The following is a 20,511-nucleotide window of genomic DNA, read 5'->3' as shown; positions in this document are numbered from 1 at the left end:
TCCATGAAAAAGCGCCGCCGTTCCTTCCGGAACGGCGGCGCCAGAACACGCTAACCTCTTAAGATATTATTTGGTTGGCCTCTTTCCATATACCAGGGTGCGCTTGCCGTCCCATGAGACAGCCTCAATCCTGGTAGAGCCTTCCGGATATGTCACCGTTGTGGAGGAATTGTCCTTGGAGTCCGTGCCGACCATCGTCGCGCGGACCAGTTCATTATCCTTGTAGGTTTCAAATACGACGACGTTTTTCCATACGTCATGGGAAATGATGCGGCGGTTGCCCTGCTCCGTAATGCCCTGATTGTAGGAACCGCGGACGGGGAGACGGTTTTTGTAGGCCTCCACACTGTTGACGGAGATGTAGTAGATGACCGGGCTTTCCGGCTTTTTGTACTTTCTGGCGTAGGCGACCAGGTTCCTGCAATCCGCTTCCGTGATGGTCATCCGGGCGCAGGTGTAGTCGTCCAGTTCCTGGTCAATAGGCTTGAGCATCCCGGTTTTCCGGAAGAAATCCGTCAGGTCCTGCCGGGAAACGTCGCATGCGTTTTTCATGAACGCCAGCTGGAGTTCACCATCCTTCTTGCCTCTGGTATCCATCTTGATGGCCTTGTAGAAGATGTCCGGATAAAAATCCGGATTCCCCTTGCCGGCCACCTTGAAATAAAGTTCCAGCTGCCACAGGGGGGCCAGCTTTACGAAGTGGTCATGCACCATCGGGCGGTTGTCGCCGCCGGAACGCTTGTCCGGGCCGCCCTGGATGAGCCAGTTTTCCCCCTTCACGATGCCGTTGTTCAGATACGCATTGAAACGGCCGCCGATCATATTGCCGTCACCGCCGTTGATCCGTTCATGCTCCAGGCGCATGCTGGTGGGATTCAGCATGTAATTTACGTAGGCGGAATAAATGTTGTTGGTCACTTCCCCGGTAGAAACCCATTTCATCGCGGGCCGCACCTGGTTGACATGGCCGAATTCGTGGGCGATGCCCCAGGCGCTGCCGGGAATCTTGTCCGGATTGGCCACTTCCTTCATCGTTCCGTTGTGGAAGGCGGCGCCCGTGCCGTCCGCGTGCATGAATCCCTGCCAGATCACGCGTCCGAACATTCTGTTCTTGGGAAGCATCTTGTACTTGTACAAGCCCATGATCTGCTGTTCCATGCCGATGATCTTGTCGTACAGGGCGATCAGTTCCTCACCCTTGTCCGGGCAGACCTGCCTGAGCTCCTCCACCGGGTACACCAGGTGGACGCGGCTGCCCACGATGTCGATAACCTCCGTCGGGGAGTTTTCCAGCATCTTCTTCCAGTCGCTGTTCTTGTGCACGCCGCCCACGAAAACGCCGTTCACCTTGCCGGAGGGAATGGAGACCTTCACCTTTCCGGCTTTCTTGTAGTTGGGCGTGAAGTATTCGATGTAGCCCAGCCCCTTGTTCTTGGCCTTGAAAATGTTGACGCCCGCCTTCAGCGGGTAGGAACTGCGGCCCCCGCCGCGCCCGAAGTTCTGGATGACCAGGGAAAGCTTTTCATCCTTGGGGTCTCCCATGATGACCAGCACGTCCTCTCCTTCTTCAAAGAAAATGCCCGTGGGGTTTTCAAATTTGCTGTACTGGCTGGTGCGCAGGCGGTCCGCCAGGTCCTTCACCGGTTCGTACGGTTCCGCCAGCATGGTGCGGGACTTGCTGTCGTACTTCTTGTCCGCCATCTGCTGGGCGATCCGGCGCACAAAGGGGTCGCGGATTTTCGCAATCCGGTCACGGTTCACGGCGGGCTTCAGCGCCACCATGAATTCATTCGTGAAGACATTGGAATCCAGCGCCTTCAGACCTTCTTCCGTAATGGGAGGCTGCTGAACCTCCTGGGCCGGGAGCATGCCGCCTCCCAGCCATCCGCAGACGGCCAGCAGAAGACACCCTTTTTTGAAAAGCTGTGAAAGCATCATGATTATAAAGTAATACTGGTGAGTTTGCGGAATTGTTTCAAGGAAAATTCCCCGCCGGACCGCCGGACCGGAAAAAAACCGGATTGTGTGACATGGGATGACGCCCAAAATGTTAAAAAGTGTCCACCCTCTTGACGGCTCTTCTATAATGGTGCCCGCAACACATTTTTCCATATGAATACAGAAACACATCAATTTCAGGCGGAAGTCCGGCAGCTGCTGGACATTGTCATCAATGCCCTTTACAGCGACCGCGAGATTTTCGTCCGGGAACTCGTCTCCAACGCTTCGGACGCCCTGGAAAAACTGCGCGTTAAACAATTGACGGACTCCAACATCTACCAGCCGGACAAGCCGCTGGAAATCAGCATCACCACGGACAAGGACAACAAGACCATCACTATCGCGGACACCGGCATCGGAATGACGGAAGCGGACCTGGTGGAAAACCTCGGCACCATCGCGCACTCCGGCACCAAGAAGTTCCTGGAGGCGCTGAAGCAGAAGCAGGAAGGCGGAACCGACCTGATCGGCCAGTTCGGCGTGGGGTTCTACAGCTCCTTCATGGTGGCGGAACAGGTGGAAGTGTTCACGCATTCCCATGAACCGGAAGCCGCCTCCCTCCGCTGGGTATCCGAAGGCCGGGAGGGCTATTCCATTGAAACGCTGGACGAGCCCCTGGACCGCGGCACCCGCATCGTCATCCACCTGAAGGAGGAATACGCGGAGTTCTCCCAGGATTACCGCGTGAAGGAACTGCTCCGCCGTTATTCCAACTTCGTGGCCTTCCCGATCAATTTCAACGGGGAGCACATCAACACCGTGCAAGCCATCTGGTCCAAGTCCAAATCCGACGTGAAGCCGGAGGAATACGACGAATTTTACCAGTTCATCTCCCACACGGACGAGAAGCCCCTTTCCTACATGCATTTCAGCGCGGACGCGCCCATCATGCTCCATTCCCTGCTCTTCATTCCGCGGCGGAATCCGGAAATGTTCGGCTTCGGCCGCGTGGACCCCAACGTGTCCCTGTACTGCAAGCGCGTGCTGATCGACGCGAAACCGGAAGGGCTGCTGCCCGACTGGCTGCGCTTCCTGAACGGCGTGGTGGACAGCGAAGACCTGCCCCTGAATATCTCCCGTGAAATGCTCCAGGACAATTCCCTGGTGCGCAAGATCAGCGACATCATCACCAAGCGCTTCATCAAGCATCTGGAGAAGCTCGCCAAGGACGAAAAGGAAACCTACAAGGAATTCTACGCCCAGTTTTCCCGCTACCTGAAGGAAGGCGTGGTGACCTCTTGGCCGAACAAGGAATCCCTGGGCAAGCTGCTCCGGTTTGAATCCACCGCCACGGACCCGGGGGAAACGACCTCCTTCCAGGAATACATCACCCGCATGAAGGAAGGCCAGACGGCCATTTACGCCCTGACCGGCCCCTCCCGCGCCCATCTGGAAAACAGCCCGTATCTGGAAGCCTTCAAGGCACGCGGCTATGAAGTGGCCTTCTTCACGGACCACGGGGACGAATTCGTACTGGATTCCCTGTCCAGCGTGGACGCCAAGCCCGTCACGATGATCGACCGCGCGGACGTGGAACTTCCTGAACTGGAAACGGAACGGAAGGACGCCCTGCCGCAGGAGGAAGCCGCCGCCCTGGAGGAATGGCTGAAAGAACTTTATCCGGACAAATTTTCCAAGGTTACCCTGGGCAAACGCCTGGTCAGCGGTCCCGCGGTGGCCCTGCAGAGTGGCAACGACATGGGGCCGGAAATGAGGGCGTACATGAAGGCCATGGGGCAGGAAGTTCCGGAAAGCCATCCCCAGCTTGAATTGAACCCCTCCAATCCCCTGGTCAAGAAACTTTCCGTCCTGCGGACGGAGAACCCGGAACTGGCCCAGATGGTAGCGGATCAGATCGCGAACACGGCCCTGCTCCGCGCCGGTATGCTGGACGACCCCGCCGTGCTCGCCCAGTCCTCCCAGACGCTGATGGAACAGCTTCTGCTGAAGTAACCCAGCCGGAGGTTCATCCCTTCAAGCCGCTTCCCGCCATCCGGGAGCGGCTTTTTACTACCCTTCCCCACCATGGCTCAAGGCGCAAAAATTCCCCGGCACTTCCTGTTCCTGAAACTGGCATATGAAACGGCCATGTGCCTGCTGGCCCTGGTGGCCGTCACGCTGGCCGCCATCGACCTGACCTCCGGAGCCGCGGAATGGGAAGTCACCGTGGACCGTGTCATTTACTGGATATTCGTCCTGGACTACGTCACCCGTTTTTTCCTCAGCCCCTCCAAATGGCTCTTCATGAAAAGCCACGTCTGGGACCTGCTGGCCATCATCCCGTTCGATTCCCTGTTCCGGCTGTTCCGCTTTGCCAAACTGGAAGAGATCCTGCGGCTCGCCAGGTACCTGGACCTGTTTTCCTACTCCATGCGGTTCTCCGCGCGCATCCGGCGTTTTTTCAATACGAACGGATTCAAGTACATCTGCATTGCCGCGCTGACCATTATCCTGCTGGGGGCCGTAGGCATCCATCTGGCGGAGGGCATGAGCCTGTCCAACGGCATTTGGTGGTCCTTCGTCACGGCCACCACCGTGGGCTACGGAGACACCTACCCAATCACCACGCCGGGCAAGTTTCTTGCGGTCTTCCTGATGATTACCGGAATCGGCTTCGTGGGGACGCTCACCAGCACCATTACTTCCTTCTTCCTGCATACCCACGCAGGGGAAGAATTGCCATACCGGGAGGAAGTGATTGAAGGTATCAAGGAAAAGCTGGACCACCTTTCCTCCATGTCCGATGAAGACATAGACACTCTGGCGGCCATGCTGAAGGCCCTGAAGCACGATCAGCACTCCTTCTCCGAGCCTGAAACGCTTCCGGAAACGCATGCGGACGGTTCAAAGTAACGACTGACAAAAATCCGTCTGGCATTACGCGCGCAAAGACGGACAATCTTTCGCGTTTGGGGCGTTCGCGCCCGCTTTCCTTTCAACCAGCCGCCTTTCTCTGCCATGCCAGCCACCAGCCCTCCCCGCGCCTGGGCCGAAATCGACCTCGGAGCCATCCGCCACAACCTGAACGTCGTCAAGCAGGCGGACAAAGGGGAATATTACATGCCCGTGGTGAAGGCGTCCGCCTACGGCCACGGTCTGGAACAAGTCTGCCGGGCACTGGACGCGGAGGGGATCGCCTTCTTCGGCGTCGCGAACGTGGGGGAGGCACGGCGCATCAGCCAGGCGGGCTGCCGCACGCGGCCGTACATCCTGGGCCCCTCCTTCCCGGAGGAGCGGGAGGAAATCGTGCTGAACGGCTGGCGCTCCTTCATCTCCACCATGGAAGAAGCCGTGCATTACAATTCCCTGGCACGGCTGTACGGGAAAACGCTGCCCATTCATATTTCCGTGGACACAGGCATGGGCCGCGGCGGGTTCCTCCCGGACCAGCTTGAAGAACTGCTCTCCCGCCTGGGGGAACTGGACAGCCTGTACATGGAAGGACTGGGCGCCCACCTGCCCTGCGCGGACGAGGACCGGGAAACCACCCTGGAGCAGATAGCCTGCTTTGAACGGATGGCCGCGCGCATCCGGGAAAAACTGCCGCTGAAATTCTGCCACCTGGCCAACAGCGCCGCTTCTCTGGATTACGATATTCCCTCCAACAACCTGTGCCGCCCCGGCCTGGTCCTGTACGGCTTTTCCCCCATTCCCTCCCCGTGGGAAGCGCAATTGAAGCCTGCCATGTCCCTCTTTTCCCGCCTGACCGTGGCGCGCACCCTGCCGGCAGGCCATGGCATTTCCTACGGGGGCACCTTCGTGACGGACCATCCCACAAAGGTGGCGACTGTGGGCATCGGCTATGCGGACGGCTATTTGCGTTCGCTGGCCCACAAGGGAGCGCGCGTCGTGGTGGAAGGCATTTCCTGCCCCCTGCTGGGCCGTGTCACGATGGACCAGATCATGGTGGACGTCAGCCGGGTGCCCAGCCCGGAGCCCGGCATGACCGTGGAAATCATGGGACCGAATATTCCCGTGACGGAATTGGCGGAAAAGGCGGGCACGATTTCCTGGGAAATATTCACGGGCATCGGCCCGCGCGTCCCCAGGCATTACACGCACTGATTTTTCCGGAGCGCCGAAAAAACCGCCCTTCCGGATGAAAACCACGCCCCCGCGCGGCGCACGCCCCGGAAAGGCATTCCATCCTCGTCCGGCCGGACCTTGCGCCGCCATAAGGCTTGCGGAATGCCGTCCATCCGGAAGGCACAAGCCGCATTTAACTGTCGCCACCTTCCGGCCGGAATGGTACATTGGCGCAGAAATGACTGAATCCACTCCCAAGCGCCTTTTCATCCTGGACGGCATGGCTCTGGCATACAGGGCCCACTTCGCCTTTTTCTCCAATCCCATCCGCAATTCCAAGGGAGTCAACACATCAGCCGTTTACGGCTTTGCCAACACGCTGCTGTCCATTCTGGAACAGGAGCACCCCACCCACATTGCGGCCTGTTTTGACACCTCGGCCCCGACGGCCCGCCACAAGCTCTACCCTGAATACAAGGCCAACCGGGAATCCATGCCGGAAGAGCTAAGCGTTCAGATTCCCATCATTTTCAGTCTTCTGGAAGCCATGAATATTCCCATTCTGCGCTATGAGGGATATGAGGCGGACGATACGATAGGCACGCTGGCACGCATCGCGGACGATACGAAGGAATTCCATACCTACATGGTTTCCCAGGACAAGGACCTGGGCCAGCTCATTTCCCCCACCTGCCATTTATGGAAACCCGGCAAGCGGGGCAATGACCACGAGGTGATTGACCTGGAAAAGCTCAAGGAACAATGGGGCATCGAACGGGCGGAGCAGGTGATCGACATCCTGGCCCTGATGGGCGACAGCTCCGACAATATTCCGGGTCTGCCCGGCGTGGGGGAGAAAACGGCCAAGCTGCTGATCGGGGAATTCGGCTCCGTGGAAAACCTGCTGGCTAATGCGGACAAGCTGAAAGGAAAGCGCAGGGAGATTGTGGAGGAGAACGCCGCGCTGGCAACCCTTTCCAAGGAGCTTGCCACCATTGACAGGAACGTGCCCCTGACCGTAACCCTTGACGAGCTTGTCAAGAAGGAGCCCAGGCCGGACGAACTGCTGAACCTCCTTCAGGAACTGGAGTTCCGCGCCATGCAGGCCAAGCTGTTCGGCAGGAAGGTTTCGGCCGCCAGAGCGTCCGCCCCCCTTCCCGCAGATGATTTGTTCGCTCCCGCCCAGCCGCAGGAGGCTCCCGTCACGGCCGCCCCGCCGCAGCAGACGGGAACGGGACAGATGGAATTGTTTGAAGAGCGCCAGCTGAAAACCGTGGACGACATCCGGCACGAATACATTATTGCGGACACAAAGGAGGCCCGCCACGCCATGACCGCGGAACTGAAGAGGCACGATTCCTGGTGCTTCGACACGGAGACGACGGGCCTGAATCCGGTGACGGACACCCTGCTGGGCATCTCCTTCTGCGCCGAACCCCACAAAGCCTGGTACCTGCCCGTCTCCGGTCCGGAAGACCTGGAAGCGGTGAGGCCCCTTTTTGAAGGCTCCGCGGAAAAAATCGGCCACAACCTCAAGTTCGACCTCCAGGTGATGCGCGCCCACGGCATCCACGTATCCGGCCCGTTTTTCGATACGATGCTGGCCCACGCGCTGATCGCGCCCGGCATGAAGCACGGCATGGACATTCTGGCGGAATCCCTGCTGCAGTATTCCACCATCAAGCTGAGCGACATTGCCCCGGCAGGGGCCAAAAAACGGGAACTGGACACGAAGAATATTCCCGTGGAAGTGATGGGCAGGTATTCCGCGGAAGATGCGGACGTCACCCTTCAATTGTCGGCCATTCTGAAGAAACAGGTAGCGGACAGCGGCATGCAGGAATTGTTCCGCACGGTGGAACTTCCCCTGCTGCCGGTGCTCGCAGACATGGAATTCACGGGCATCCGTGTTCTTCCGGAGTCTCTGGAAAAAGCTTCCGTCAAGGTGGGGGCCATCATTGAGGACCTGCGCACAAAGATCGAGACGGCCGCGGGCCACCCGCTCAACCTGAATTCCCCCAAGCAGCTCGGCGATTTCCTTTTCGGGGAACTGGAGCTGGTGAAGAAGCCCAAGAAGACGAAGACCGGGCAGTTCGTCACGGATGAGGAAACCCTTTCCGCCCTGGCGCCGCTCCATCCCGTCGTGGAAGACATCCTGGCCTACCGGGAAAACATGAAGCTGAAGAGCACCTACCTGGACGCCCTGCCCAAGTACATCTGCCCGAAGGACGGCCGCATCCACACCCAGTTCCACCAGATGCTGACGTCCACGGGACGGCTGGCCTCCCAGGATCCCAATCTGCAGAATATTCCGGTACGGACGGAACAAGGGCGGCTGATCCGCACGGCCTTTGTTCCCGCCTCCGGTGAATACACCATGCTTTCCGCGGACTATTCCCAGATTGAGCTGCGCATCATGGCCGCCATGTCCGGAGACCCTGCCATGTGCGAGGCCTTCAAGGAAGGCCGGGACATCCACACGGAAACGGCCTCCCGCGTGTACGGCATTCCCCGCGACCAGGTGGACGCAGTCATGCGGCGCGCGGCCAAGACGGTGAACTTCGGGATTATCTACGGCATTTCCGCCTTCGGGCTCTCCCAGCGGCTGGGCTGCCCCCGCAGCGAGGCCGCCACCCTGATTGAAAATTACTTCCTCCAATTCCCAGGCGTCAAGACCTTCATGGAAGACCTGGCGCACCAGGCGGAACAGAAGGGATATGCGGAAACTCTCCTGGGGCGCAGAAGGATCATCCCGGATATCAATTCCGCCAACAGGACCATCAAATCCGCCGCGGAACGCACCGCCATCAATGCCCCCATCCAGGGAACTGCGGCGGACATGATCAAGATTGCCATGATCAATGTGGACAAGTTGCTGGAAGGCACCCGGTCCCGGCTTATTCTCCAAATTCACGACGAATTGCTGGTGGACCTGCACAAGGAGGAAACGGACCTTATTCCCCGCATTGAGGCGGCCATGACGGGCGCCCTGCCCCTGCCCAACGGCGTCCCCATCCTTGTGGAAGCCAGAACGGGGGACAACTGGCTGGAAGCCCACTAGGAATTTCCCGGCGACACGGGGCGCACGATGCAGCCCCCGGTCCGCGCCGGATTTTTGAATTGACGAATGCCGCCGCATGGCGGATTCTTCCGAATCATGCATTCATCATCTCTTCCGGCGCTTGCCCTGACTGCCTGTTCCTGCATCTGCCTTCAAGCCGCGACGGCCTCCGTAACGTACCCGGGAACAGCGCCCGGCGCGGCGGCAGCCCACCGGGAGGGGGATGTCTACAGCTTGAGCAATAATGTCCTGACCGCTTCATGGAAGGTTTCCGGCAACAGGCTGGTTCCTATGGGAATCGTAAATAAAGAACGGCCCTCCGGGGCGGAGAATGCAGTCCCCACAGAACAGGCTCCGGAGTTATTCCGTCTTTCCACGGAGAAGGAAGATTACAATCTCCCCTCCTCCCGGTTTGTGATGGAGGGGGCTCCCTCCATAAGCGCCCTGAAAGGGAGCGCCGCCAGTCCCCGGCTGGGGGAACGGCAGGAAGGAGCTGTGGTTTCCGCCATTTTCAGGGATAAAAAGAGCGGGGTGACGGTCCATTGGAAAGCGGAATTGAGGGAGGGTTCCTCCTACGTCAAGGAAACCTACAGAATTGAAGCGTCCAAGGATGTGGATTTGAAGAAAATCCAACTGATTGATTTGAAGGATTCCACCCTGGCCGTGAAAGGTTCCGTGCCGGGCAGCCCCCTGGTCAGCGAGAGGGAAGGCACGTTTGCCGGAATTGAACTTCCCGTAGCCAGGGCCCAGGCCGGAGGAGGAACGGGGACCGTCGGGTTTGACTGCAACCTTCCCATGGGCAGCGGAAGCGTCCAGACATTTACCACGGTGCTGGGCGTATGGCCGGAAAACCAGTTGCGCCGCGGCTTCCTTTATTATCTGGAGCGGGAACGGGCGGCGCCCTACCACCAGTTCCTGCATTACAACGGCTGGTATGACGACGGCCTGGACCCCACGGAGAAAACGCTGGTCAAGACAGCCGGAGAATACGGGAAGGAGCTGGGAGCGCGCCATGTCAAACTGGACGGCTTTGTGCTGGATGACGGGTGGGATGACGTCAACGAAGACCTCTGGCAGCCATCCACCAAAAAATTCCCGCACGGATTCGGCCCCGTAGTCAAGGCGGTGGGCAGGATTCCTTCCAGCTTCGGCATCTGGATTTCTCCGCTGGGAGGGTATTTCGGCCCGGAAAAGAGGGTGCAGCACGCCAAGGACAAGGGCATCCTGCCCGAGGACGCCGCGGGATTCGACCTTTCCTGCCCCAAGTATTACGAATGGTTCAAAAAACGCTGTTCCGACCTGATGAAAAAGGACAAGGTGACCTACTTCAAATGGGACAAGGCCGGAGACGGCATCAGCCCCCACTTCATGGCCCTTCTTTCCATCGCCAGCGAACTGCGCCGGGAGAATCCCCGCCTGTTCATCAACACGACGGTAGGCACCTGGCCCTCCCCCTTCTGGCTCAACCATGTGGATTCCACCTGGCGCAGCGGCACGGCGGATGTGGGCTGGACCGGGAAGGGAAATGACCGCGAGCAGTGGATCACGTTCCGCGACGGGGCCTGCTACAACGTCATTGTCAAGCCCGGTCCCCTTTATCCCTTGAACTCCATCATGCACCACGGCATGGTGCTGGGTACCAAGTTCCAGGCGGCGCGCGTCAGCAAGGGAGAAGACGGCAAGCAGGACAACAGGAACCTGAAGAACGACGCCCGCATTTATTTCGGCTCCGGAGCCAATCTTCAGGAACTTTACCTCACGCCGTCCATGATGGACAAAAAGGCGTGGGACGACATCGCGGACGGAGCACGCTGGGCGCGGCGCTTCCAGGACATCCTGGCCGATGTGCACTGGGTGGGCGGCAATCCGAATCAATTGGAACCCTACGGCTATGCGGCCTGGAGTCCGCGAGGATGTACGCTGGCCCTCCGTAATCCGGACGACCAGCCGCGAACGATCGTCCTGGACGCCGCTACCGTCTTTGAACCGGTGAAGGGAACGCCTGCCGTTTTTTCCATGAAAGCCTCCTATCCGGACCAGCGTGTTAAAACGTTGAAACTGGAACAGGGCAAGCCGGCTTCTCTAGAGCTTCAGCCCTTTGAAGTGCTGGTGTTCGACATGAGGACGGACAGACACTAACGCATGGGCCTCAGGCCCCCTGAACGCGACATGCTATGTCCCCGCCCTGGGCGGCATAGTTTTTCATGTTCTGAGTCCGGTTCCGGAGAGACTGCCTCCCACGGCGGAAAAAGGGTGCAAGAGAAGAAATTCCCCATCCCTAAGGAGATATTGATTAAAGAAAATCGGAATTATAATCTTGTAACGTCATTTTTCTCCGCTATTGGCTGCATTTGAATAGTAAATATAGAAGATTGATGCTGTTAGCCCATAGCTTGAGGCGGACGAGCCAAGCAGATGTGACAAAACAAGGTTAAAGTAGATAATTCCAAAGAAAATTATATACTTCGCTTCGTCATCTATTCATGCTGACTTTCCAGCGTGAACGGCAATCTCATCTTTTTCATTATTGAGCTTTTTAGAAATTTCCAACTAAAAAAAGTTAAATCATAGTTTGAAGCTGATGAAACGTATGCTAATGGTAAGGAAGAACATAAGCACGCTAATGAAAAGTTGAACTCTGAATGTAGAACGGTTGATAAAACTACCATCTTTGAAATAAGGATATGTAGTGGTGAGGTCATAATCAGAGCTATACCTGATATTATTGAATCAACCATCTATGCTGAACTGAACCACCAACCTTAAAGATATCCCTATAAGATCATAAAAATACAGCGTAAAACAGTTTGTACTCACCCCAACGGTATGGAGAACGCATGGGACTTTCTAAAGGGAGCTTCTAAAGAGCTAATTATCTAAAATCAACTTTCTATCACCAATATCCCTTCATGCAAAGGAACCTGATGCTTTCTATTTTTCCATTTCACATTGCGGTCACGAAGTTTTTCAAAATTCCATCTAGTAAATCCCATATTTAACGCAATGTTTCCCAACCATTTTTCAACAGGGACATATACTCCGTAAGGAGCCGAATCGCCTACGACAAAATATAGTTTTTTATTGGGCCTTACAACTCTTCTTAATCCTTGCATTACCTGTGCCATGTCATTAAAGTACGCAGCAATCATTGTGTGATAATGTTTTTTGCCACCTTTTGTTTCTCTAACAGAAGCTAATTCTGAACATACAACAGAAATTTCCTCTCTGATAGCAGTTAAATGAGAAGAATCTAACAAGGTATTAAGATGGTATTTTTCTTTCGCTGCATGTTGTGTATTTGAGCATATAAGGTATTGTCTTACTGCACTATGTAAATCACCCCAAGAAGAAATATCTCCCCAAAAAGTCATCTCTAATCGTGTTGCATCTGCATAATCGTAATTATTGGCATATGGTGGAGATGTAATCACTAAGTCGATAGATTGAGATTCAAGTCCATCAAATGTTCTTGCATCATTATTAAAAAGAATAGCTTTACTTTCTTTCTGTTGAGACTGCATCCATTTCATGTCAGAAGCCATTAAACATAATTGAGTCTCAAAAGCTATTCGTGGCTCTATAACTCTATGTTTTTTCTTTTCAGGTAAAACATATTGCCATTGTGCTGTTCCTGCAGAACTAGTTGATCGTAAAATGGCCGTAATAGCTAAAAAGAGTAATTTAGACAAAGACGACGTATCATTCCCATAAATATCTAACCACGCTTTACGCAATTTGAGTAATGAACTTAATGCTTCACGACTATAGCACTTTGCCAATAATGTATTTTCTGTGTAATCACAATCAGCTGCCAATGTACGGCTTAATTCTAAAAGTTCTTTTCCTGCCTTTAAAAATTGATGGACGGAGGAATTCCAATGTGTTTTAGCTAAAGAAAGTTTATACACAAAAGGATGTTGTTCATATCCAAACGAGTTAATACCTAACTCATCAGAAGCAATATTAACGGTCCCAGACCCTGCAAAAGGATCTAAAATGGTCAATGGCTGTTCTTTTTGTACTATTGTTTTAACCCACTCGGCAGAGAAACCCGCAGAATATCTAAACCACCGATGGATAGGTAATTTCATATTATCGATAAATGAACCAGACCTTTTGTGTTTGATCGACACAAGTTCTATATCCTTATTTAGATTAAAAAAATACAATTCCTCCATATTCATTTTATAAGTTCCTCCATGTGCATAATAAGTCTTTTCAACTCTAAATGTCTTTGTTTTAATTCTTCGATTGTAAAAGATTGTCCCAAATATGTATCACCATCACCAAATACAACTTCATAAGAATAACGTATATTTGAAAATTTCGAACATACTATATCTTTACATAAAAAATCATCAACAGCTTGATGTGTAGTAAAACTAAAGGGATTAGAACTATGATGAGCTGTAATTTTATATTCTTGAGGAGTCGCACCCAATTTAGAAGCAACGAGTTTTTCAAATGCAAATAATTGGCTTTTTCCTATAAATTCACATAAGGTTAATGCGACCTCGCTAAAAATAGATGGGTAGTCCTTTATTTTTTGCTCTGCTTGTTCTACTAGTTTTTGTTTGGTTAATTCCTGAGCTTTATCCGGATAATCAATCTCAATCCCATGCTTTTTCCATGATTTGACAATATGTTCTTTGGGAACATAAAATAACTCAACACCTCGACTCCGTACAAGTTCCCTAGCTGGAGTTGTAAAATTCCCTGCTGAAACGATACCCAAGACTCTAGCTGTTGGATAAGTATCTTTCATTGGAAGTAGTTTTCCACTGTCATCACGAGCCTTATCTTTAGAGTGCCTAGCCCCTCTTCTCCAGAATGTTTCAAAAAATGCAACCGGCGTGCCAAATTCGCTATCTGTTCCAGCTAATTCCATTACGAAATCATAATCAACCGTATTTCCATCAATATCTGCCCATAGAATCTTATCTCCACGACATGAGCGTTTCTTAAAGCGTGAATCAACAAAAAGATTCAATCCATTTGCTATCTTAGTTAGAAGCGGTAATGCAAAATATTCTTCATACCAATCTCCTATAATTTGGCCTAAACGATGTCCTGATGAAGCCATATTGGCAGATGGTATACTATCTTTAAAATTCATATTCTTAATAAATACTTCCTGATTGATGTTTTAACAGAGAAATTATATAAATTATTGATAACCAAAATCACTCAATCATCTCTTATTTTTTTAATTGAAAATGACAAAATATAGAGAAGAATGAATTTAATTGTTTTCAACACAACTAGCACAGAAAATTTATATTTAAAAATTGTTTTTAGATGTTTATAGAGAAGTTAAATATATAATTCTTTAATTAAAGAATCAGGACGTCCCCGTCCTGGAATTCCGGAATGGTCACCAGGGCTTTTCCGTCTTTCAACGCCACCACCTGCACCTTGCGCTCCTGCATTCCTGTCGGAGTCTTTACCTGGATGGAGCTCCCATCCCTGAAGGCGACTGAAGGAATCCAGACGGAGCCGGGAACATTTATCTTCATTTCCACCTGAAGAGCCATGTTGACGGGAGCAACCTGCCATTCCGCCACGTGGGATTCATTCGGATCCAGGGCGGCGATCAAAATGGCGGAATTCCCGGTAGAGTCCAGGGCGGACTCCACCGCCGTGACATGGCCGCGCCATTGCAGGAGCTTCCCGTTTTTCAGCGTGCAGGAGGCCGTCAGGGAAACCCTCACCCTGCCCTGCCCATCCCTGGGCAGGGCGGAAAATTCTTCCAGCGGCACGGGAATGCGGATCATCCGCTCCTGAAGCGGAATGATTTTCCCCACCGTCTGGCCGGCTACCACGCGAGAACCGAGCCCCACGGAGCATTCCACTACCTGGCACGTATAAGGAGCCTGGAGCACCGTATCCCGCAGGGCCTGTTCCGATTCCTCCACGGACGCCTCCGCGGCGTTCAGCCGGGCATTCACGGCACGCCTCTGCGGCACGCGTAACACGAGTTCGGAGTCCCGGCCGCTTTTGGAGACGGAACTGTACGTCTTTTTGACCGCTTTCAAAGCTTCCGCCTGCTCCGTGGATACGTCCAGGCGCGCCTGTTCCAGTTCTGCCTGCGCCTTGGCCAGCCTGGCGCGGTATTCAAACTTTTCCAGCTCCACCAGGGGTGTTCCCTTCAGGATGATTTCTCCGGGCCTGAACAGGGAGTGCACCTTGTCCACCTTGCCGGAAACACCAGGGGAGAGCATCGTGAGGTGTGCGGCCTGCACCAAGCCGCGCGCCGTGATTCCAAAGGAATTGTCCTGCAATTGCAGGGGGAGAATGGAGCGCTGCGCCGTCTCCGTACCGCTGTCTGCGGATTCCGTTGTTTCCGGCTCCGTCACGATGGCCGTCCCTATCAAAAGGACAGTGATCCCCAGGCCGGCGCCTATGGACCACCATGTTCCCTTTTTTTGGGGGGCTTCGCTCATGAACAGCATTGCGGGAGGGAAGCCGCCGCCTTTACTTGGGATATTCCGTTTCCATGATGTGGGAGTAGGCTTCCGCCGTTTCCACAGCCACGGTTTCAATGTTCTTCATCAACTGGGCGAACTGGGCTTCGCTGAGGTCCATTCCCTCCAGCACAAAGGACTGGCGGTAATAAACGTATCCGCTGTTGGGGTCCAGCTGGAAGGCGCCGGCGGTCTGGTCCGCATTAAGTTCACTCAGGATGATGCTGACTTCCACCCGGCGGCTTTCGGGGACCTTGGCGGCGAAGAGGACGTCAATGACCAGCGTTTCCGGATGTTCGATCATCGTGTACAGAAGGCTCACGGGCGTGAACGTGTCACAGGGAACGAACGCAATGCCCGTTCTGATTTCATGATTGTCCGCGGAGGTGATCCATTCCGTCTCTTCCCCTCTCTTTCTGAGAACGGTATACACACGGTCCAAAAGGTTGAGCTGCTGGTTTTCCATATTGAAAATTGTTTACAGGAGGGTTTATTTGCAAAAGCGCGAGAAAAGTTGCGCGCCCGTTTACTGGTTTCCAGATTACTGGCATCCTCCAGATTCGTCAAGCTCTCCTGACGCAAAGATATTGAAAAACAATGTATGTATTCGGCATCGGAGGCCGGGCGTTCCGGGCGCTCCCTCCCTGAAGCGGAGGCGCGCGCGCCGGATTTCCGCCTCATCCGTCATGCCGCGCCCATGCCGGAAAAAAAGGGAGCGGGAGCCTTCCGGTCCCGCCCCGCATGGAGAGCCTGCTCTCCGTCACCAGTTAACCGCCAGCGGCTCTCTCTTAAAGAATGTCTCCCGGCGTGTAACCCGCACCGGAGGGGAACCTGTCCACCAGGTCCGCCACCATGCCCTGGAACGCTTCCACCTGGGCGTCCGCCATGCCGATGGCGGCGGAATTGGCGTCAAAGATTTTCTGGAGGGCGGCCCGGTCAATGCCCAGGCGGCCGTCTTCCGCCAGGCGGTCCAGCAGGTTGTTTTCCGAAATCTTTCCGGCGCGCAGGTCGTTGGAGACGGCTACGGCATGTTCCTTGATGACCTCATGGGCGGTCTCGCGGCCGATGCCGCGCTTGACGGCTTCCATCAGAATGGTAGTGGTCATCAGGAAAGGCAGGTAGCGGCGAAGTTCCGCGGCCACCACGGCTTCATAAACGCCCATCTGGTTCAAAACGGTCAGGAAGGTTTCAAACAGGCCGTCGGCGGCATAGAAGGAATCCGGCATCACGACACGGCGCACCACGGAGCAGGACACGTCCCCTTCGTTCCACTGGTCGCCTGCCAGGCCGGAGATCATCATCAGGTAGCCTTTCAGGATGACATGGAAGCCGTTGACGCGTTCGCAGGAACGGGCGTTCATCTTGTGGGGCATGGCGCTGGAGCCCGTCTGCCCTTTGGCGAAGCCTTCCGTAGCCAGTTCATGGCCGGCCATCAGGCGCAGGGTCTTGGCAAAGGAGGAACAGCCGGAGGTCAGCTCCACCAGGCCGGAAACCACGGAAAAGTCAAGGGAGCGGGGATACACCTGCCCCACGTTCATCCATTTGGCGGGAATGCCCAGATGGGCGCACACCCGGTCCTCCAGCTCCAGCACGCGCGAGGCATCCTTCCCAAAGAGGGAGAGCTGGTCAAGCTGGGTGCCCACGGCGCCTTTCAGGCCGCGGACGCTGTAGCGGTCCATGATGGAAATCCAGGAACCCAGGCCGTGAACGATATCCTCCCCGAACATGGCCACGCGCTTGCCCATGGTGGTGGTCTGCGCGGCTACGTTATGCGTGCGTCCGGCCAGGGCCACGTGCTTCCATTGTTCGGAAAGCGCGCTCATGCGGTTCAGCACGGCCACGGCCTTGTCACGGATGATCTGCATGGATTTCCATACCTGGAGCTGCTCCACGTTTTCCGTCAGGTCGCGGGAGGTCATTCCCTTGTGGATGTGCTCGCATCCGGCCAGGTCGCAGAATTCCTCGATGCGCGCCTTCACATCGTGGCGGGTGACGCGTTCGCGGGCATCGATGGAAGCCAGATTCACCTGGTCCTTCACCCGTTCATAGGCTTCAATCACGCCATTCGGAATATCCAGCCCCAGGTCTTTCTGGGCCTTCATTACGGCAATCCAGAATTCGCGCTCCAGAACGATGCGCCCTTCGGCGGACCAGATAGATTTCATCGCCGGAGAGGCGTACCGCTCCGCCAGAACATTGGGAATCACGCTCATGTCAACAAATGTGTATTATGCAGGTTAAAAAATGGTGAACCGTCATGATCATGACGAACAGGAAAAAAGCAAGCACTTTCCCCTCTTCCGGCACAGGAAAGGAAGGGCGCAAACCGGGCACCTTCCATTCTCCGGGCTTACGCTCCTCAGGGAACTTTCCCGTCCGGAATCCGCTCCCTTCCATAAAATGGGGGAGGCATCCCGCAGGAGGATGTCCTCTTTTTATCGGGCCAACGAAAAAACACGGGACGCCGCTCCTTCTAATACTGCTGCACCGGGGAGGAAGGAAGAGGCTGCTCCCCCTCCTCTCCCGCAGACAGGCAAAGGAGTTCCGCACGGTGCAGGCACTTGATCCACAAGGAGGCCTCCGACAGGGGGAAACACAGGGAATCGCTCAATGCCTCCACGCGTTTGAAAGAATCCTCCCTTTCATAAGGATCAAGTTTGTCCAGGCGCGCAGCCAGGGGCTCCAGCCACGGAAGCGGTTCATGGCAGACCAGGGGCAGGTCACAACCAGCCTTCAACGATAAAAAAGCGGCTTCGTCCGGGGCATACTGGCCGGCAATGGCCCCCATGCACAGGTCGTCCGTAAACACCACCCCCCGAAAGCCGAGGCGCTCCCTCAGCATTCCGCCGATCACCCGGCAGGACAGGGTGACGGGAAATTCCGCGTCAATCCGGGGGAGCATGATATGGGCGGACATGATGCCGGGAAGCTCCGGACACAGGGCCAGAAAAGGTAGCATGTCCGTCTCGAACAGCTCACGTTCATCCAGGTCAATCGCCGGGAGGCTGAAATGGGGATCCGCCTGCGCACGGCCCATGCCGGGAAAGTGCTTCCCGCAACTTTGGATGCCGCCCCTGCGGAGGTTGGAGGAATACACCCCGGCGTAGGAAATCACGTCCTGGGCATTGTTTCCCCAACAGCGTCCGGGGAGGGCGTTGGCGGCGCCGGGATCGTGGCAGATGTCCAGCACCGGGGCAAAGTTCATGTTCACGCCCAGGCAGCGGAGGGCCAGCGCCGTCACGGAAGCCAGCTCCACCACGCCGGAAAAATCACCGTTCCGCGCCAGGGAAGAAGGGGAAGGCAGGTTCAGACCGAGAGCGGCCGTCCGCACCACCCTGCCCCCTTCCTGGTCCACGGCGATGACGGGATGGTGATTGCTCAATTCCCTTAGCCTTGCCGCCAGGCGCCTGACCTGCTCTACGGATTCCACATTCCGGGAAAACAGGACGAAGCCCGCGGGCTGGAAACGGCGGATGGCCGCTTCTTCACCTGCGTTCAGATCAGGACCGTCGATGCCGATCAGGACGGGAAGCATGGCAGGCGCAGGCTTACTTGCCCAGCAGGGAAGATCTGGTAAACAGGGCGTACACGGGAATGCCGCGCGCTTCGATCGCCTGGCGGCCTCCTTCCTCCCGGTCCATCAACACCAGCGCGGCAGCCACTTTGCCGCCTTCCGCCTCAATGGCGTCAATGGCCTTTAGCGTGGAGCCCCCGGTGGTGATCACGTCGTCCACGACAAGAACCGTATCTCCCGCCTGGAAATTCCCTTCGATGCGGCGTCCGCGTCCGTGGTCCTTCGGTTCCTTGCGCACGGTGAACACCTGGAGCTTTTTGTCGGCCCCCTCCAGCGCGCTGGTCATTCCCACGGCCAGGGAAATGGGGTCCGCCCCCATGGTCATGCCGCCGATCGCCGCAATTTCCGGAAAGCGGGGGAGAATCTCCTCCTGGACAAGCTTCCAGCCCAGGGAACCCACCAGCGTGGCGCCCACGGGGTCCAGGGCGGTCATGCGGCAGTCCACATACAGGTCGGACACCTTGCCGGATGCCAGAGTGAAAGTGCCCGTGCGCACGGATTTTTCAAGAAGGATGCTTTTCAGAAGGTCGTATTGCTCGTTCATGGCGGAGTATGGTGAAGTGATTGGGCCGTGTATATCAAATCCGCCCGCAATAAGCAACGGATAACAGTATGCAAATCTTGACAAAAGAGCGGACAGGGCCCATAACCTGCCTGTCAATTTCCCGTTCCCATGAAACCCGGCATACTGGCACTAGCATCCTTCGGTATCATCCTCGCCTCCTGCACTCAGTACAACAGGCCGCCCCTTTTTGATAAAATTGCGGACAGAGTACGCGGCAACGGGCAGAAAGACGCTTATCTGGCAGGCGTCGGCTCCACGGCGGGCGTCAATACGGAAATCCCGCCGGAGGCACGGCTGGGCCAGGGCTACTGGGACAAGCCCGCCGGCATTCAGGGCGAACCCCACATCATCATTGACCTCAAGCAGCAGAAAGTCTTCTACTACGTGGGAGCCACGCTGGTAGGAATTTCCCCCATGTCCTCCGGCAAGGAAGGGTACGGCACCCCCAAGGGGACCTACAAGATCATCCAGAAGGACGCCAACTACAAGTCAGGTACCTACGGGGTACTGCGCAGCCGGGCGACCGGGGCCGTCGTAAACAGCGACTACAACGCCAGAGCCGGTTCCACGCCTGCGGGAACCTACTTTGACCCGGCTCCCATGCCCTACTGGATGCGCATCACGGGAGGCTACGGAATGCACGTGGGCTTCGTGACCGGGTACCCGGTCAGCCACGGGTGCGTGCGGCTGCCTGCGGATATGGCCAAGACCTTCTTTGAAAACACGCCTCTCGGCACCAAGGTAACCATCCGCTGACCGTTCCTGCTCTGCCCTCCGGTAGACAAACCGGTGGCGGGAGTTATGACGGGAAGGGCTCCCT

The 20,511-nt window shown here is 55.6% G+C and carries 14 protein-coding genes; 6 read left to right on the top strand and 8 right to left on the bottom strand.

What is annotated here, in order from left to right:
• Positions 1-66 precede the first annotated feature (66 nt).
• Positions 67-1,938: a M60 family metallopeptidase gene (locus V3C19_RS05830; protein ID WP_161981259.1), complete on the bottom strand. Its 1,872-nt coding sequence runs from the start codon at positions 1,936-1,938 to the stop codon at positions 67-69.
• A gap of 174 nt (positions 1,939-2,112) precedes the next feature.
• Here V3C19_RS05830 and htpG point away from each other — a divergent pair, with 174 nt between their 5' ends.
• From htpG to V3C19_RS05805, 5 genes are all read left to right on the top strand, one after another.
• The gene (gene htpG / locus V3C19_RS05825) at positions 2,113-3,954 is read left to right on the top strand and encodes a molecular chaperone HtpG (RefSeq protein WP_295933239.1); all 1,842 of its coding nucleotides are present in this window, start codon (positions 2,113-2,115) and stop codon (positions 3,952-3,954) included.
• A 72-nt stretch (positions 3,955-4,026) separates the two neighbouring features.
• Positions 4,027-4,854, top strand: a complete 828-nt coding sequence (locus V3C19_RS05820) for a potassium channel family protein (protein ID WP_130082646.1) — start codon at positions 4,027-4,029, stop codon at positions 4,852-4,854.
• A gap of 105 nt (positions 4,855-4,959) precedes the next feature.
• Positions 4,960-6,066: an alanine racemase gene (gene alr, locus V3C19_RS05815; protein WP_295933236.1), complete on the top strand. Its 1,107-nt coding sequence runs from the start codon at positions 4,960-4,962 to the stop codon at positions 6,064-6,066.
• A gap of 199 nt (positions 6,067-6,265) precedes the next feature.
• Complete coding sequence (polA, locus tag V3C19_RS05810) at positions 6,266-9,088, top strand: DNA polymerase I (RefSeq protein WP_295933232.1); 2,823 nt, start codon at positions 6,266-6,268, stop codon at positions 9,086-9,088.
• 96 nt (positions 9,089-9,184) lie between these two features.
• Complete coding sequence (locus tag V3C19_RS05805; RefSeq protein ID WP_295933230.1) at positions 9,185-11,227, top strand: alpha-galactosidase; 2,043 nt, start codon at positions 9,185-9,187, stop codon at positions 11,225-11,227.
• A 743-nt stretch (positions 11,228-11,970) separates the two neighbouring features.
• Here the strand turns inward: V3C19_RS05805 and V3C19_RS05800 are convergent.
• The 7 genes from V3C19_RS05800 to pyrE form a co-directional block, all read right to left on the bottom strand.
• Entirely contained in the window at positions 11,971-13,266 is a 1,296-nt protein-coding gene (locus V3C19_RS05800; RefSeq protein WP_330937180.1) for a hypothetical protein, read from the bottom strand.
• 2 nt (positions 13,267-13,268) lie between these two features.
• Positions 13,269-14,204 carry a hypothetical protein gene (locus tag V3C19_RS05795; RefSeq protein WP_295933226.1) on the bottom strand — a complete coding sequence of 312 codons (936 nt, stop codon included), beginning with the start codon at positions 14,202-14,204 and terminating at the stop codon, positions 13,269-13,271.
• A gap of 217 nt (positions 14,205-14,421) precedes the next feature.
• Positions 14,422-15,531 (bottom strand): HlyD family efflux transporter periplasmic adaptor subunit, encoded by a 1,110-nt coding sequence (locus tag V3C19_RS05790; RefSeq protein WP_295933223.1) that lies wholly within the window; start codon positions 15,529-15,531, stop codon positions 14,422-14,424.
• A 31-nt stretch (positions 15,532-15,562) separates the two neighbouring features.
• Complete coding sequence (locus V3C19_RS05785; RefSeq protein WP_130082641.1) at positions 15,563-16,018, bottom strand: YbjN domain-containing protein; 456 nt, start codon at positions 16,016-16,018, stop codon at positions 15,563-15,565.
• A 322-nt stretch (positions 16,019-16,340) separates the two neighbouring features.
• Entirely contained in the window at positions 16,341-17,765 is a 1,425-nt protein-coding gene (purB, locus tag V3C19_RS05780) for an adenylosuccinate lyase (protein WP_295933220.1), read from the bottom strand.
• 260 nt (positions 17,766-18,025) lie between these two features.
• The gene (gene nagZ / locus V3C19_RS05775) at positions 18,026-19,087 is read right to left on the bottom strand and encodes a beta-N-acetylhexosaminidase (RefSeq protein ID WP_130082639.1); all 1,062 of its coding nucleotides are present in this window, start codon (positions 19,085-19,087) and stop codon (positions 18,026-18,028) included.
• Positions 19,088-19,100: 13 nt separating this feature from the next.
• A complete protein-coding gene (gene pyrE, locus V3C19_RS05770; protein ID WP_295933214.1) occupies positions 19,101-19,670 on the bottom strand; it encodes an orotate phosphoribosyltransferase in 570 nt (189 codons plus the stop codon).
• 129 nt (positions 19,671-19,799) lie between these two features.
• Between pyrE and V3C19_RS05765 the strand changes: the two genes are divergently transcribed.
• Positions 19,800-20,447: a L,D-transpeptidase gene (locus V3C19_RS05765; protein WP_295933211.1), complete on the top strand. Its 648-nt coding sequence runs from the start codon at positions 19,800-19,802 to the stop codon at positions 20,445-20,447.
• Positions 20,448-20,511 lie beyond the last annotated feature (64 nt).

Source organism: Akkermansia sp. AE01SA01 (genome assembly GCF_036417395.1).
Taxonomy (GTDB): Bacteria; Verrucomicrobiota; Verrucomicrobiia; order Verrucomicrobiales; family Akkermansiaceae; genus Akkermansia.
Note: the sequence above shows the minus strand (reverse complement) of the source record. Positions and strands in the feature narration are given on the sequence as shown.

Excerpts from the sequence above, each read along its gene's own strand:
- V3C19_RS05795 (WP_295933226.1), bottom strand. The coding sequence starts at position 14,204 with ATGAATTTTAAAGATAGTATACCATCTGCCAATATGGCTTCATCAGGA.
- htpG (WP_295933239.1), top strand. The coding sequence starts at position 2,113 with ATGAATACAGAAACACATCAATTTCAGGCGGAAGTCCGGCAGCTGCTG.
- V3C19_RS05805 (WP_295933230.1), top strand. The coding sequence starts at position 9,185 with ATGCATTCATCATCTCTTCCGGCGCTTGCCCTGACTGCCTGTTCCTGC.
- purB (WP_295933220.1), bottom strand. The coding sequence starts at position 17,765 with ATGAGCGTGATTCCCAATGTTCTGGCGGAGCGGTACGCCTCTCCGGCG.
- alr (WP_295933236.1), top strand. The coding sequence starts at position 4,960 with ATGCCAGCCACCAGCCCTCCCCGCGCCTGGGCCGAAATCGACCTCGGA.
- V3C19_RS05790 (WP_295933223.1), bottom strand. The coding sequence starts at position 15,531 with ATGAGCGAAGCCCCCCAAAAAAAGGGAACATGGTGGTCCATAGGCGCC.
- V3C19_RS05830 (WP_161981259.1), bottom strand. The coding sequence starts at position 1,938 with ATGATGCTTTCACAGCTTTTCAAAAAAGGGTGTCTTCTGCTGGCCGTC.
- V3C19_RS05820 (WP_130082646.1), top strand. The coding sequence starts at position 4,027 with ATGGCTCAAGGCGCAAAAATTCCCCGGCACTTCCTGTTCCTGAAACTG.
- V3C19_RS05765 (WP_295933211.1), top strand. The coding sequence starts at position 19,800 with ATGAAACCCGGCATACTGGCACTAGCATCCTTCGGTATCATCCTCGCC.
- nagZ (WP_130082639.1), bottom strand. The coding sequence starts at position 19,087 with ATGCTTCCCGTCCTGATCGGCATCGACGGTCCTGATCTGAACGCAGGT.
- V3C19_RS05785 (WP_130082641.1), bottom strand. The coding sequence starts at position 16,018 with ATGGAAAACCAGCAGCTCAACCTTTTGGACCGTGTGTATACCGTTCTC.
- polA (WP_295933232.1), top strand. The coding sequence starts at position 6,266 with ATGACTGAATCCACTCCCAAGCGCCTTTTCATCCTGGACGGCATGGCT.
- V3C19_RS05800 (WP_330937180.1), bottom strand. The coding sequence starts at position 13,266 with ATGGAGGAATTGTATTTTTTTAATCTAAATAAGGATATAGAACTTGTG.
- pyrE (WP_295933214.1), bottom strand. The coding sequence starts at position 19,670 with ATGAACGAGCAATACGACCTTCTGAAAAGCATCCTTCTTGAAAAATCC.